11 protein-coding genes are annotated in these 13814 nt (G+C 69.2%); 4 read left to right on the plus strand and 7 right to left on the minus strand.

Annotated elements, in window-relative coordinates; all coding sequences use genetic code 11:
- Nucleotides 1-28: 28 nt before the first annotated feature.
- The 3 genes from ACFSE6_RS07835 to ACFSE6_RS07845 all read right to left on the minus strand — a co-directional run bounded on the left by ACFSE6_RS07835 (nucleotide 29) and on the right by ACFSE6_RS07845 (nucleotide 4018).
- A complete protein-coding gene (locus tag ACFSE6_RS07835; protein ID WP_388004629.1) occupies nucleotides 29-892 on the minus strand; it encodes a carbohydrate ABC transporter permease in 864 nt (287 codons plus the stop codon).
- Complete coding sequence (locus ACFSE6_RS07840; RefSeq protein WP_388004632.1) at nucleotides 889-1788, minus strand: carbohydrate ABC transporter permease; 900 nt, start codon at nucleotides 1786-1788, stop codon at nucleotides 889-891. Before ACFSE6_RS07840 ends, ACFSE6_RS07835 begins: the two co-directional genes overlap by 4 nt.
- A 166-nt stretch (nucleotides 1789-1954) precedes the next feature.
- The gene (locus ACFSE6_RS07845; protein WP_388004635.1) at nucleotides 1955-4018 is read right to left on the minus strand and encodes an alpha/beta hydrolase-fold protein; all 2064 of its coding nucleotides are present in this window, start codon (nucleotides 4016-4018) and stop codon (nucleotides 1955-1957) included.
- A 423-nt stretch (nucleotides 4019-4441) separates the two neighbouring features.
- On the opposite strand from ACFSE6_RS07845, the gene ACFSE6_RS07850 reads away from it, so the two are divergent.
- The gene (locus tag ACFSE6_RS07850; protein WP_388004638.1) at nucleotides 4442-5536 is read left to right on the plus strand and encodes a LacI family DNA-binding transcriptional regulator; all 1095 of its coding nucleotides are present in this window, start codon (nucleotides 4442-4444) and stop codon (nucleotides 5534-5536) included.
- Here the strand turns inward: ACFSE6_RS07850 and ACFSE6_RS07855 are convergent, their stop codons facing one another.
- The gene (locus ACFSE6_RS07855) at nucleotides 5537-6583 is read right to left on the minus strand and encodes an FAD-dependent monooxygenase (protein ID WP_388004642.1); all 1047 of its coding nucleotides are present in this window, start codon (nucleotides 6581-6583) and stop codon (nucleotides 5537-5539) included.
- Nucleotides 6584-6688: 105 nt separating this feature from the next.
- Here ACFSE6_RS07855 and ACFSE6_RS07860 point away from each other — a divergent pair, with 105 nt between their 5' ends.
- Both ACFSE6_RS07860 and ACFSE6_RS07865 read left to right on the plus strand, forming a co-directional pair.
- Complete coding sequence (locus ACFSE6_RS07860) at nucleotides 6689-8719, plus strand: alpha-glucuronidase (RefSeq protein WP_388004645.1); 2031 nt, start codon at nucleotides 6689-6691, stop codon at nucleotides 8717-8719.
- A 276-nt stretch (nucleotides 8720-8995) separates the two neighbouring features.
- Entirely contained in the window at nucleotides 8996-9472 is a 477-nt protein-coding gene (locus tag ACFSE6_RS07865) for a hypothetical protein (RefSeq protein ID WP_388004648.1), read from the plus strand.
- Nucleotides 9473-9559: 87 nt separating this feature from the next.
- Here ACFSE6_RS07865 and ACFSE6_RS07870 read toward each other — a convergent pair whose 3' ends face one another.
- Complete coding sequence (locus tag ACFSE6_RS07870) at nucleotides 9560-10399, minus strand: SDR family NAD(P)-dependent oxidoreductase (protein ID WP_388004651.1); 840 nt, start codon at nucleotides 10397-10399, stop codon at nucleotides 9560-9562.
- A gap of 121 nt (nucleotides 10400-10520) precedes the next feature.
- Here ACFSE6_RS07870 and ACFSE6_RS07875 point away from each other — a divergent pair, with 121 nt between their 5' ends.
- On the plus strand, nucleotides 10521-11459 hold the full coding sequence (locus ACFSE6_RS07875) for a LysR family transcriptional regulator (protein ID WP_388004654.1): 939 nt from the start codon (nucleotides 10521-10523) through the stop codon (nucleotides 11457-11459).
- Here the strand turns inward: ACFSE6_RS07875 and ACFSE6_RS07880 are convergent.
- Together ACFSE6_RS07880 and ACFSE6_RS07885 are read right to left on the minus strand one after the other, a co-directional pair.
- On the minus strand, nucleotides 11449-12150 hold the full coding sequence (locus ACFSE6_RS07880) for a glycosyltransferase (protein WP_388004657.1): 702 nt from the start codon (nucleotides 12148-12150) through the stop codon (nucleotides 11449-11451). The two genes, ACFSE6_RS07875 and ACFSE6_RS07880, sit on opposite strands and share 11 nt — an antisense overlap.
- On the minus strand, nucleotides 12147-13715 hold the full coding sequence (locus ACFSE6_RS07885; RefSeq protein ID WP_388004660.1) for a GH39 family glycosyl hydrolase: 1569 nt from the start codon (nucleotides 13713-13715) through the stop codon (nucleotides 12147-12149). Before ACFSE6_RS07885 ends, ACFSE6_RS07880 begins: the two co-directional genes overlap by 4 nt.
- Nucleotides 13716-13814: the final 99 nt, after the last annotated feature.

Below are 13814 nucleotides of genomic sequence, written 5' to 3' on the forward strand. Positions count from 1 at the left end.
TGTTTCTCCAATCGGTTCGGTCGAACGATCAACCCTTGAGCGCGCCCGCCGTCATTCCGGAGACGAAGAAGCGCTGGAATGCCAGATAGAGGGCCAAGATCGGGATCACCGAGAAGAACGCCCCGATGATCAACAGCTCGTAATTGTTCTCGTGCGGTGTCAGTAAGGTGTTCAGGCCGATCGGGAGGGTGAACTTCTCCGGGGAGCGCAGCACCAGCAGCGGCCACAGGAAGTTGTTCCAGATGATCATCCCGTTGAGGATCGCCATCGCCGCGATCGCGGGCTTCGAGATCGGCAGGACCAGTTTGAAGAAGATGCCGAACTCGGTCACGCCGTCGACCCGTCCGGCTTCCAGCAGCTCCTTGGGGATCCCCAGGAAGTACTGCCGGAAGAAGAAGATCGTCACCGCCGCGGCGAGGAACGGGATCACGATCACCGCGTAGGTGTCGGCCAGTCCGAAATCGTTCACGAGGACATACAGCGGCAACATCATCATCTCGAACGGCACGGTCATGAGCAGCAGCACCGAGATGAAGGCGGCGTTCTTCCCCGGGAAGTCGTACATCGCGAACCCGTACGCCACGAACGAGCTGACCAGCAGCGTGCCGGCCACCTGCACCACCGTGAGGACCAGCGAGTTGAAGAACCACCGGAAGTACGGCCCGGAGTCGGTGAACAACATGACGTAGTTGTCGAGCGAGAGCTCACTCCAGTTGATGTCGAACGTGATGCCGTTGCGAATGACCGCGTTACCGTCCTGGAACGTCCCGATGAAGATCGCGACGAGCGGAACGAGAATGATGATCGTGAGGCTGACCAGGAACACTCCCTGGATCAACGCGAAAACGCCTCGTGGAAGCGCGTACTTCTCTCGGTCGGTGCGCCGGCTCATCGCGCAGACTCCTTCCGGAACGTTCCCGAGAAGGACAGATTCGTGATGTTGATCGTCATGATGACGACGAGGATCACGACGCCGACGGCGGAGGCGAATCCGAGGTCGTTCTCCTCGATCCCCTTCCGGTACAGATACCCGATGAGGGTGAGGCCCTGGTTGTTCGGGGAACTGTTGCCGGCATACAGCATGAAGCTCTCCAGGAACATGGCGAGCCCGCCGTAGATGCTGATCGTCGTGACGTACACGATCGTCGGTTTCAGGTTCGGAATCGTGATGCGGAAGAACTGCTGGATCTTGCTCGCGCCGTCGATCGAGGCAGCCTCGTAGTACTCCGAGGGGATCGACTGCATACCCGCGATGAAGTACATGATGTTGACGCCCGTGTACCGCCACATCGCGAGCGCCAGCAGCGCGATCAGGCCCGGGATGTCCTCACGCAGCCAGCGCACCGGTCCGAGGTCGACGATGCCGATGACCTGGTTGATCAGTCCGGACTCCGTCTCCGAGAACATCAGCCGGAAGATGATGCCGGCGACCACGACGGAGGTCAGGGCGGGCACGAACATCGACGCCTTGAAGAAGGACTTGATCCGCTCGCTGCCGAGCCGGGTGTTGATCAGTGCCGCCAGGGCCATGGGGATCGGGATGAGCAGTATCAGCGTGAGCACCATGTAGCGCACGCTGTTGTACATGGCGCGCCAGAACACGTTGTCGTTCCACAGGCGTTCGTAGTTCGCCAGGCCGATGAACGTGGCCTCGCCGTACAGCACCTCCTGGGTGCTCATGATGAACGCGCGCCCCAACGGGATGGCCCAGAACGCGGCGAGCGTGATGAGGAACGGCGCGATGAACAGGTACGGCGCCAGTCGCTGCGAGTACAGCAGTTTCTTCACTTGGTGTGACACCTTCCGTGACGAAGAGGAGGGCTCTCCGAGCAGGGCCTGCCGGCGGCGGTCGGCAGCCACGCCGCGCCGACGGCGCGCAGCGTGCGGCCTCGAAGCTCCCGGACCGGCCGGGCCCGGCCGGACGGACGGGCGATCTCCGGCCGGGCCCGCTGGTTCACGACCGGAACAGTCGCGGCGCGAAGTCGATGAGGTCGTACTGCCAGGTGTCCCAGCCGTGCGGCCCTTCGAAGAAGCCGTCGAACTCGTAGTCGACGCCCACGCTGTCGAAGGTCTCCATGGTGGAGACCACGGAGTCGTAGGTGAAGTCCGTGACGTTGCCGTTGTACATCCGCAGCAGAATCGTCCCGTCGTTGATCGCCTCGACGTCGAGGGCCTCCGGATCACCGGAGTAGCCGGCGGAGAAGGTCCCCACATAGCCGAACTCGCCCGGCCTGCCAGTCAGCACCTGCATCGTCTGTCCACCTCCCATCGACAGTCCGGCCAGAGCTCGCCGTTCGGGCTCGCTGCTGACGTTGAACTGTTCCTCGGCAGCCGGGGCGATGTTCTCGAGCAGCTCGGTGGTGAAGTCACCGACGTTGCCGTTACCCATCACCACGACCATCGGCTCGAGGTTCCCGTCCAGGAAGTGGTTGTCGAGGATGTTCTTCGCCTGCCCCATCTCCGTCCAGTCGGTGTAGCTCTGACCACCGCCGTGCTGGAGGTAGAAGACCGGGTAGGGCTCCGCTCGGTCCGGGTCGAACCCGGGTGGGGTCCACACCAGGGCCGTGCGCCGCTCATCGGCGACCTCGCTGGTGTAGGTCATCTCCTGGACGTCGCCGCCCTGCCCGTCCGGGACGGGCATGACCATGCGCGCGCTCTCGCCAGGCACGAGGAACTGGCTCCAGGTCGGCTCACTGGTGACCGACGTCGGGTTGCCGGTGTCCTTCGTCGACTCCATGTCCACGATGAAGCGGTAGTGGTACCAGCCGGGCTCCAACGGGCCCACGGTGCCGCGCCATCGGTCGCCGGCCTTGCTCAGTTCCACCCTGGTCCACAGGTGGCTCGGCCCCCAGTTGGCCCAGACCGTGACGTGCTCGGCGTCGGCGAAGTCGGTCGTGGTCTCGAAGGTGACGTACCCGTTCTCGTCCACCCACGGCGTCGGCGTCGTCCCGCTCGGCGGGGTCTCGAACGGTTCGTCGATCGGCAGATGCCCAGGGCTCATCCCCTCGAACGGCGGCTCCTGGAACAGGCGCTGCGCGAAGTCGATGAGGTTCTCCTGCCAGGCGTCCCAGTTGTGACCCGCGTCGGGGTTGGCACCGTCGAACTCGTACTCGACGCCCGCCTCGTCGAGAGCGGCCATGGCGCCGTGGACGTCGTTGTAGGCGATGTCGGTCGGGTTGCCGACGTAGAGCCGGAACAGGTCGGTGCCGGCGTTGATCGCCCGGACCGGCAGGTCGTCGAGGTGGTTGAACCGGCCCGCACCGAAGGTGCCGACGTGGCTGAAGTCCCCGGGGCGCTCGGCGAGCACGTCGAACGTCTGACCGCCGCCCATCGAGAGCCCGGCGAGCGCGCGTTGCTCGGGGTCGCGGCTGATGTTGAGGTGGCGTCGGGCGGCCTTGGTGATGTGCCGGTGGAGTTCCGCCGTGAAGTCGTCCACGTTGCCGTCGGCCATGACCACGACCATCGGCTGGATCTTTCCTTGCGCATACAGGTTGTCGAAGATCTGCGCCGCGCGGCCGACTTCCACCCAGTCGCGGTAGCTCTGACCGCCGCCGTGCTGGAGGTACAACACCGGGTACGGCTCACGGCGACGCTCGTCGTAGTCCGGCGGTGTCCAGGCGAGCGCGGCCCGTTCCTCGTGCGCGACGGAGCTGCGGTAGGTGAACTCCTGGAGCTCGCCCCGGTTCTCCTCCGGTGCGTCGGCCAGCAGCTCGGCGCCGTCCCCGTCGACGAAGAAGGTGCTCCACTCCGGTTCGGACTGCACGCTCGTGTCGTTCGTGGGGTCCTTGACCGTCAGGTGGTCGTCGGCGGTGATCTGGTAGTAGTACTGGCCCGGCTCGAGGGGGCCGAGTACGCCGGTCGCGACGTCGCCGCTCATCGTGAGCCCGAACTCGGCCCAGTTGTCGGACGGACCGAAGTTCCCTTCCGCCACGATCTGGCTGACGTCGGTCCCGACCTCCGCCTCGACGTCGTCGACGGGAATGGTGAACGACGCGAAACCGTCCTCGTCGATCCTCACCCATGGCTCCTCAGCCGTGGCCGAGCTCGCCGTTCCTGCGAGGCCGGCGAACGCCACGCCGGTGCCGGCCACCATGGCTGTCGCGCGTCGCCGCCACTGTCCGCGCCGGTGGCCCTGCCGAACATCACTCACCGTGACTCCCCTCGTTGGGATGTCGCACCCGGAATTCTCGAAAGGTGCGACCCATTCACCTTGTGCCGCAGGTCGACGAAAACTTTTCGTGTACCACGATGTACGCTTGTGACCTGCGTATTTACAACGTAGTATGCTCGAGCAGTCATTTTGCTGTGCAGGGGCTGAGCATGTCAAGGCCGCGATTGTCAGATGAGAATTCATCGCCGCGCGGTGGCCGAGACGGAGAGGGAGCACGACGGTGTGCCGAGTTAGGCTCCGGTTGTCGGAGGAGATCGCGAGGATGCCCAGGTGAGCGTGACGATGCGGGACGTCGCCGTGCTGGCACGCGTCTCGGTCAAGACGGTCTCCAACGTGGTCAACAACCACCCGCACGTTCACCCCGTGACCCGCTCGCGGGTGGAGCAGGCCATCGCCGAGCTCGGGTACCGACCCAATCTCTCCGCACGCGGACTGCGCTCGGGACGCACCGGCGTCATCGGACTCGCCGTGCCGGAGCTGCGCCAGAACTACTTCGCCGAACTCGCCGATGCGGTGATCCTCGCGGCGGAGCGGCAGAACCTCAGCGTCATCGTCGGCCAGGCCGGACGCGACCGCCAGCACGAGATCAACGTCCTCGCCAACGGCCTGCGGCAGACCGACGGACTGCTCTTCAGCCCGGAACGCCTGGGGACCGAGGACGTCGAACTCCTGGACGTGGTCGACTACCCCCTCGTGCTCCTCGGTGAGCGGATCTTCGGCGGTCCCGCCGATCACGTCACGATGCACAACGTCTCGGCCTCGCGGGCGGCCGTCGAGCATCTCCTCGCGCAGGGGCGCAGACGGATCGCGGTGCTCGGCGCGCATCCCGATCGGCGCGAGAACCAGCTGCGCGCCTCCGACCTTCGCGTGCGTGGTTACCGCGAGGCGCTCGAGATCGCCGGACTACCCCATGACCCGGATCTCGAGCGAATGGTCGCGCCGTGGCACCAGGAGGACGGTGCGCGCGCCATGGACGAGCTCATCGACTCGGGCGTCGAGTTCGACGCGCTCTTCGCACTGAACGACACCCTCGCACTCGGAGCGCTGCGGTCACTCGGGAAGTCGGGCCGCCGCATCCCGGACGATGTCGCACTCATCGGGTTCGACAACATCACCGACGGGCGATTCACCCTGCCGTCGCTGTCCACCGTGGATCCGGGACGTGACGAGATCGCTGAAAGGGCCATCGGCATGCTCATCGAGCGCATCGAATGGGGGCCACGATCACCGAGACCGCCCCGCCTGCACAAGGCCCGGTTCCACATCGTCGAACGGGAGTCCACGGTCGGGGGCGCCGCCACCGACCGCACCGTCCGGAACGAGGTTGCAGAATCTGTCGATTTTTCGACGGATTCTGCAACCTGATCAGGCGGGCGCCAGGCGCCCGGCGACGCGAATCAGCCTGTCGCGCACCGGAGCAGCACGATCGGCAAGGGCGACCCGGAGGACGCCTGCAGACGCCGCCCGAAGGGCCTGGGTCCGGCCCACGCGGGCGCGGTCGTACGCCGCGAGCGCGTCGGCAGTCGGCAGTGTGTTGAGCTTGTCGGCGAGGGTGACGGCATCGATGAGTGCCTCGCACGCGCCACGGCCGAGATTGGGTGTCATCGCGTGCGCGGCGTCACCGACCAGCACCACCGGCCGTCGGGCAACCGGCGGGCGGCGGACATAGGACCGCAGCGGCGGCACGACCCAGATGCGCTGCGCGATCGTCCCCTCCGGCACCACCGCCCGCAGCACCCGGTCCACGCCGTCGGCCCGACCGCCACACCGGTCACGCACCTCGGCCACGGCCGCCTCGACGTCGATGTCCCGCGACCCCAGGCCCGACGCGAACGCCGCGAACCAGTTCGTGCCGTCCCGGTGTCTGGTGACGCCGAACAGTGCCCCTCCGAGCCAGTACTCGCCCGCGTCCTCGCGCCACAGCTCGTCGGCGACAACCCCGCGCACCGCGATGGCCCGTGCCGGCCGAGCGGCCGACCGTGCGCCCCAGACGTCGGCGCGGACGACGCTGTGGGCACCGTCGGCGCCAACCACGAGGTCACCGGGCAACGCCTCGGGATCGGCAACCTTGGTCGTCTGCCGGGACACCGACGCCGGGACCGCCTCCGCAAGCAGCCGCAGCAGCTCCGCCCGCGCGATGCCGACGGTTCCGCGCACGGTCGGTTTGGCCAGGACACGGCCGTGACCGTCGCGGACCGCGAGCGTCTCGAGCGGAGTACTGACCTGGTGTGCCGCCTCGAGAACGCCGAGTCTGTCGAGCGCCCGCTGCGCCGCCGGCCACATTCCGAGGACGGTGCCCGCGGTGGGCAACTCGCTGTTGCGCTCGTGCACGGTGACGTCGAACCGCTCGGGATCGAGCCGGGCGGCGAGGGCCAGGCCGGCGATCCCACCGCCGACCACCGAGATGCGCACACGGCGAGCCTAGGGGACGCGCCGCACGGGCGGGCATGGGATCCGATTGACTCTCCTGACCCGCGCCCATAAGTTCAACGGGCGAACAAATCGTTGGAGATGACGATGTCCCCTCTTGCCCCGACGGCAGATCACGCCTGGTTACGTCCGGACGCACCGGCACTCGGCCGCCAGATCCTTGCCGTCGACGCCTCCGGCCCGCTCGTCGAGACGGTCGGTGCCGAGGTCGCGGACCTCACCACGTGGCACGGCGGCCGCCTGGCCCCGACCGACGAGGCCACCGTCGTCCTCACGACGGCGGACCGGGCCCGCGGCGTCCTGGCCGCCGCGGGGCTGGGCGAGCCCGACCGGGCCGTCGCCGACCTCGGACCGGAGGCCTTCGCCGTCGTCCGCGGTCACGGCCGTCTCGCGGTCGTCGGCGGTTCGGACCGCGGGCTGCTGTACGGCTTCCACCACATGCGCCGGCTCCAGGACCCACTCGGCCACGGGTCAGACGGGACCGAGATCCACGCGCCCACCCATCCGGTCCGGATGCTCGACCACTGGGACAACGTCGCCGTCCACCCCGTCATGGGGCAGGTCGAGCGTGGGTACGCCGACGGCTCGCTCTTCTACCACGACGGTCGCCTCCGGCCGAACCTCGACCGCGTACGGCACTATGCACGCCTGCTGGCCTCCGTCGGGATCAACCGGGTCAGCCTCAACAACGTCAACGTCCATCGCCTCGAGGCGACCTTGCTGACGGAACGGCTGGACGACGTCGTCCGACTGGCCGAGGTGTTCCGCCCGCAGGGCGTCGCCGTCTATCTCTCGGTCAACTTCTCCTCGCCGATGACGCTCGGGGGCCTGCCCACGGCGGACCCGGCGGACGAGGCGGTGCGGTCCTGGTGGGCCTCGGCCGTGCGCCGGATCTACGACGCCATCCCGGACTTCGGCGGCTTCGTCGTCAAGGCCGACTCCGAGGGGCAACCGGGCCCCTTCGGGTACGGCCGCACCCATGCCGACGGCGCGAACATGCTCGCGCGCGCTCTCGCCCCGCACGGCGGTGAGGTGTTCTGGCGTGCCTTCGTCTACAACCACCGCCAGGACTGGCGGGACCGGTCCACCGATCGAGCGCGTGCCGCCTACGACCACTTCACCCCGCTAGACGGACAGTTCGACGACAACGTCGTCCTCCAGGTCAAGCACGGCCCGATGGACTTCCAGGTCCGCGAACCGGTGTCCCCGGTCATCGGCGCGATGCCCCGCACGCGCCTGGCCCTCGAGCTCCAGGTCACCCAGGAGTACACCGGGCAGCAGCGGCACGTCTGCTACCTCGCCCCGATGTGGTCCCAGGTGCTGCACTTTCCCTTCGGCGAGGACGACGCACCCACCGTCAGTGACGTCGCCTCGGGCCGGGCGACGGCGCCCTCGGGCGGGATCGTGGCTGTCTCCAACGTCGGCGCCGATGAGCACTGGACGGGCCATCCGTTCGCACAGGCGAACCTCTACGCGCTCGGCCGGCTCGCCTGGGACCCGCAGCTGCCGGCCGAGTCGATCCTGGACGAGTGGCTCGCCGCGACCTTCGCCGACGAGAGCGTCCGGGACGCGGCGCGCTCGATCATGACGGGGTCGTGGGAGACATACGAGCAGTACACCGCCCCGCTCGGTGTCGGGTTCATGGTCCGGCCGGGACACCACTACGGCCCGGACGTGGACGGGTACGAGTACACGCCCTGGGGCACGTACCACTTCGCCGATCGCGACGGCGTCGGCGTGGACCGGACGCGCGCCACCGGCACCGGCTACGCCGGCCAGTACCCCGAGCCCTGGGCCTCGCGGTTCGAACTCTCGGAGACGACGCCGGACGAGCTGCTGCTCTTCTTCCACCACGTGCCGTACACCCACCGGCTACACAGCGGGAAGACCGTCATCCAGCACATCTACGACACCCATTTCGCCGGCGTCGAGCGCGTGGAGGAAATGCTGGCCACGTGGGAACGGGTTCGCGAACAGGCGCCCCGACCGCTGGCCGACCGGGTCCGCGAGCGCCTCGAGGAGCAGCGCCGGTCCGCGATCGAATGGCGGGACCAGGTCAACACCTACTTCTTCCGTAAGTCCGGCATCCCGGACAACCGCGGCCGGACGATCTACTGAGGCGGTGCGGCTGCCAGGCCGCAGGGGTGCTCAGCCGCACGCGGGTTTCCCGGGGCGGCCCCTAGCAGAGATCTAGTGGCCCCCGCCTGCCGACCGGGCATCCGACAAGCCGTGACGGTCACCGTCCGGATGCTACGGACGGCGTCGGACATCAACCGTGCCCGGGATGCGGTGGGCCGGCAACGTCGTCAGAGCCTGTCGGCCATGTATCCACGCGAACGTGCGGCGCCATCTTTCAGGGCACGACCGCGCCTCAACGGCTCCTAGGCTGAGGGAATGAGCCGGGTGAGCGCCGCCGTCGGGGTGGATGACGTCCCCGCCACGACGCTGGCGCTGACCCCCGTCGCCAATCCCGGCTACGCCGACGAGTTCACCCTCGACCTGCCAGGTGCAGCGAGCGCGACGGCGGAGGCCTGGGCCCGGGCGATGTTCGGCGACACCCCGGACGCCGCCGAACGGTTCATCTTCCGGACTCTGTTGCGGCTCCGGCTCGCCCCCGGCCCCTCACGAGACACGGTCGCCGGCTTCGTGATCACCGACCGGGCACCCGAGTCGATCCGGCTCATGGCGCACTCCCCTCTCCTGACCACCCACCTCGTGATCCAGGTCTCCGTGGACGGCGCCAGCCTCGCGACGGTCATGGACTACCACCGACGCCGGGGCCGCGTGACCTGGACCGTCGTGTCCCTCGTGCACCGACGCCTCGCACCCGGGCTGTTGCGCGAGGCGGCCAGAACGGTCCTCGGCCAGTGAACGCTCCACCTCACCCGCCCGCTGGCCTGCCGGGTGCCCCCGGCGCAGTGGCCGCGAACTCGCCCGTGCTACTCACGGGCCGAACGGTCAGGCGGCACGGTCCGGCGTCACCTGCTCGCCGAACGCCCGCTCCCCGAGTTCACTCCACTCGCGCCAGACGCGCAGACGCTCGGCGTAGATCTCCTCGATCTCGGGAAGGGTCCTGCCGAGGACGACCCGCCGGGGCGGGTTCTCGGCGTCGACGATCGCCAGGACCGCCTCGGAGGTGGCGCGCGGGTCGCCGATCACCCAGTCCGGCGTGGTCGCCTCCCGGACTTCGTCATAGTCGGCGAGCGGGGTGCTCACGCGCAGGCTGGTGGCGCCGGCGAAGTCCGTGGCGTACGGGCCCGGCTCGAGGCTCGTCACGTGGATGCCGAAGCCGCTGACCTCCTGGGCAAGCGACTCGGACAGCCCTTCCACCGCCCACTTCGAGGCGTGGTAGGCGCCGATGCCCGGATACGCACGGACTCCGCCCTCGCTGGTGACCTGAATGAGGTGCCCGCCGCCTTGCCGCCGGAACACCGGCAGCACCGCCTGGGTCACCCAGACGGTCCCGAAGAAGTTCGTCTCGAGCTGTGCCCGCAGCTCGGGCTCGGTCACCTCCTCCACCATGCCGAACTGCCCGTAACCCGCGTTGTTGACGACGACGTCGAGGCGGCCGAACCGGTCACGCGTGCGTGCCACGGCCTCGCCGACGGCCCCGCGGTCGGTCACGTCGAGAGTCAGCGGCAGCAACGCGTCGCCGTAACGCTCGGCGAGCGGGTCGAGTGCAGCGGTCTCACGGGCGGTGGCGGCGACCCGGTCTCCGCGTTCCAGGGCCGCTTCCGCCCACAGCCGGCCGAAGCCGCGGGACGTGCCGGTGATGAACCACGTCTTGTCGGTGCTCACAGTCGTGTTCCCTCGTCTCGCAGTGGTGTGACGTCTCCATGGTCCGCCGCGCCGAGATATTCCACCAGCGAGTATTCAGCACACTAGACATGCGGCAGGCTCATACCTCACGCTGGTTGGCGTGGCTGAGTTCACGCACACCGGGCTGCGGGTGGTCCATGCCGTCGCGGGCACCGGCTCGTTCACCGCCGCGGCCGATCTCCTCGGGTACACCCAGTCGGCCATCTCCCGGCAGGTGGCAGCCGCCGAGGCCGCGGCCGGCGCGGCGCTGTTCGTCCGTGGCGCACGTGGCGTGACCACGACCCGTGCCGGTGAGATCGTCGCCCACCGCGCGGCGGCCGTCCTCACCGAGCTCGACGCCGTCTCACGCGACCTGGCCGGTCTCTCCGACCGACTCGCCGGGCGCGTCGTGGTCGGGGCCTTCCCCACCGCCACGTGGGCCCTCGTGCCCCGCACCCTGGCGGCACTGCGCGAGGATCACCCCGCGCTCAACGTCGAACTGCGGGACGCGTCCACCCCGACACTGCTGCGTCAACTGCGTGCGGGGCGCATCGACGTCGCCGTCGTGGCGCTCGGCTCCGGCCTGCCCGAGTACGACCTCGACGGTCTGCGGACGGAGCGACTTCCGGAGAACCCGCTGCTCGTGGCCGTCGCCGCCGGCCACCGGTTGGCGGCGCGTGAGCACGTTCCCGTCTCTGACCTGTCCGGCGAGCCATGGATCGCCGGCTCCGGGCTGAAGGGGGAGCCGCAGTTCGGTCCGTGGCCCACGCTGGCGGACCCGCGCGTGATGCACACCGCCCGCGACTGGCATACCCGTCTCGGCCTGGTGGCGGCCGGGCTGGGCGTCACGACGATTCCCGGGATCGCCGCGCCGCTCCTGCCCCGAAACATCGTGCCGGTCCAGGTGGAGGACCCGAGCTGGCTCGGACGGGTCACCGTCGTCGCCACCCGCCCCGAGCGACCGGCGTCCGTCGACGCCGTGACGGCCCGGCTACGCCGCGTCGCCGCCGACCTCCGCGAGGACACCGCCGGGGCGACGGACGGCCGGATCACGCGATGAAGGTGGACTCCACGTGCCGGACCATGGCGTCGCAGGTCCGCAGGAGCATGTGCACGAGCAGGGGGCCGGCCAGGGCGAGCATGGCGTCGAAGGTCAGGTACACGAGCGCGAACGTGACGACGAGCGTGCCGAGCACGCCGAGCGCCACCAGGGGCGTGCGCCCCATGTAGTAGACGGCGAGGCGAGCCACGTCCCGGGTGCGCAGGGCGAAGAGCGAGGCGATCACCACGGCCTGCAGCGACCACACCGCGACGAGCACCCCGATGACGACGAGTACGGCGCCGTACCCGGTCGGGACGCCGGCGAGACCGAGGTTGGCGAGACTGATGCCGATCATGGTCTCGACCGCGAGCGCCGGCACCCACAGCTTGAGCACGTCCGTGGCGTTGAGGCGGTACCCACGGACGAACGAGCGCCCGGGCGTGAGCGCCTCCGCACGAGTACGGTCGCGCAGGGCGAAGAGCGCGGCGGCCAGCGCCGGCCCGAGCGGGACGAGGCATAGCGCGACCAGGGGGATGTTCCCGGCCGAACGGTCGAGCAGCATCAGCGGCACGCTGCCCGGCAACGTGGTCGCCACCAGCAGCAGACCGACGATGAGGAACCAGTAGACGCCGCTGGTGAACCGACCGAGCACGCCCACGCGTTGCGCCCCGTCACCGTCTGCCCGCACACCCTCACCCACCTCGGTCACTCGCCCACCGCCGACGATCCCACGGACGCGACCCGGCCGAGGATGCGTGCGTCCTCGATCCAGGCCGGCGTCTCGTCGACGACCGGATCGATCTCGACGAGGCTGACCTCGTGCCGCCCAAGGGTGAGATCGAGCGCGACTCGCCCTCCGCTGACGGGCAACGAGCCGTGCCGGCGTACCGGCTCGGCGCTCTCGCGCAGCAGGTCGAGCTGCCGACGGGTAGGGAAGCGCGGCCGGCCCAGCTCGCACCAGGCGGCCCACGCATTGCCCTCGGTCTCGTTGACGCTGCGGCGGAGCACGAATGCGGTTCCCCCGGCGCCGCCACCTGAACCGGCCGGACGGGCCTCGGCGATCGGGACGGACAGCCGCACCTCGTGCCGCTCCGGCTCCTCGGCGTCGTCGCTGCCGCCGACCGGCTGCCAGGCCAGGACGGCGATCCGGCCGTCCGGGTGCCGGGTGACGAGGTGATCCTCGCCCCGGGCGAGCACCTCTCGTCCGAGCCGGGCGAAGAACGCGTACAGGTGGAACGTGGGCTTCCTGATCTGCCGGTGGGTGAGCATGCCGAAGCCGCCGTGGAACAGGGCGGTCGGGACGCCCTCCTCCTCGAAGGTGTCCGAAAAGGTCCAGTAGGACATCGAGGACACCTCGTCACCACCTCGGGCAAGGACGGGGGCGAGGTAGGCGGCGTTGTACGCCGTGTCGTGGACCGGGTTGTCGGGGCGGTAGGAGGTGTTGAACTCGGTGATGTGCACCGGCTTCCCGGCGAGGGAGGTGCCCTCGAGATGGCGCCGCGGCGCCGCGAACTGCTCGAGCAGTGCCGACGGCGGACGCAGGGTCTGGTACGTCCCGAACGGCACGTGCTGGGCCGGTCCGCTCGTGTACGCGTGCCGGGAGACGAAATCGACCGGGACGTCCCGGTCGGTCACGTAGTCGGCGAACGGCGCCCACCACACGTCGGCGCCCGGTGACAGTGCAGGCCCGCCGACCTGCAGGTCGGCGTCGACGTCCTTGACCGCGTGCGCGCTCACCTCGAACAGCCGGTGGTAGGCGCCCTGGTCGGCGCCAGCCCAGAAGTTCGTGAGGTTCGGTTCATTCCACACCTCGATCGGCCATGTGCGAACCTCGTCGGTTCCGTACCGCGCCACAAGATGCCCGACGACGGCCCGCACCAGATCCGCCCACTCACCGTGGTCGGCCGGCGGCGTGACGTTGCCGTGCCACCAGAACACGGTCTGGTCACCGGAGGCGAGGGCGGCGGGCATGAACCCGAGTTCGACGAACGGCTTGATGCCGAGATCGAGGTAGGCGTCGACCACCTGGTCGACATAGGTGAACGCGTGCAGCGTCCGGCGTTCGCCGCCGTCCTCGTACCGACGGTGCACGCCGACGCCGTCACTGAGCAGGCCGTGGCCCCGGATGTGGCGGAAGCCGATCTCCTGCTGCACGAGAGCGAGCGAGTCCTGATAATCCTGCCGGAGCGCGAGATCGAACCGGCCGGTCCCCACGCAGGCGCGCCAGGCGTCCGGAAGCGTCGCGACCGCGTGGTCGGGCACCTCGATGCGCATTCGTCTCCTTCCGGGCTCGGCACCGACGTCGCAGGACCCGTGCGGCGGGGTCGGCTGGTCGCCGCCCCCCGCCGCACGGGTCCTCCGCAGAGGTTCACT

Origin of the sequence: Georgenia deserti (assembly GCF_042680605.1) — a bacterium.
Taxonomy (GTDB): Bacteria; Actinomycetota; Actinomycetes; order Actinomycetales; family Actinomycetaceae; genus Allobogoriella; species Allobogoriella deserti.

Coding starts and splice junctions, on each gene's coding strand:
- ACFSE6_RS07835 (WP_388004629.1), bottom strand. CDS start 892: ATGAGCCGGCGCACCGACCGAGAGAAGTACGCGCTTCCACGAGGCGTT.
- ACFSE6_RS07860 (WP_388004645.1), top strand. CDS start 6,689: ATGTCCCCTCTTGCCCCGACGGCAGATCACGCCTGGTTACGTCCGGAC.
- ACFSE6_RS07865 (WP_388004648.1), top strand. CDS start 8,996: ATGAGCCGGGTGAGCGCCGCCGTCGGGGTGGATGACGTCCCCGCCACG.
- ACFSE6_RS07885 (WP_388004660.1), bottom strand. CDS start 13,715: ATGCGCATCGAGGTGCCCGACCACGCGGTCGCGACGCTTCCGGACGCC.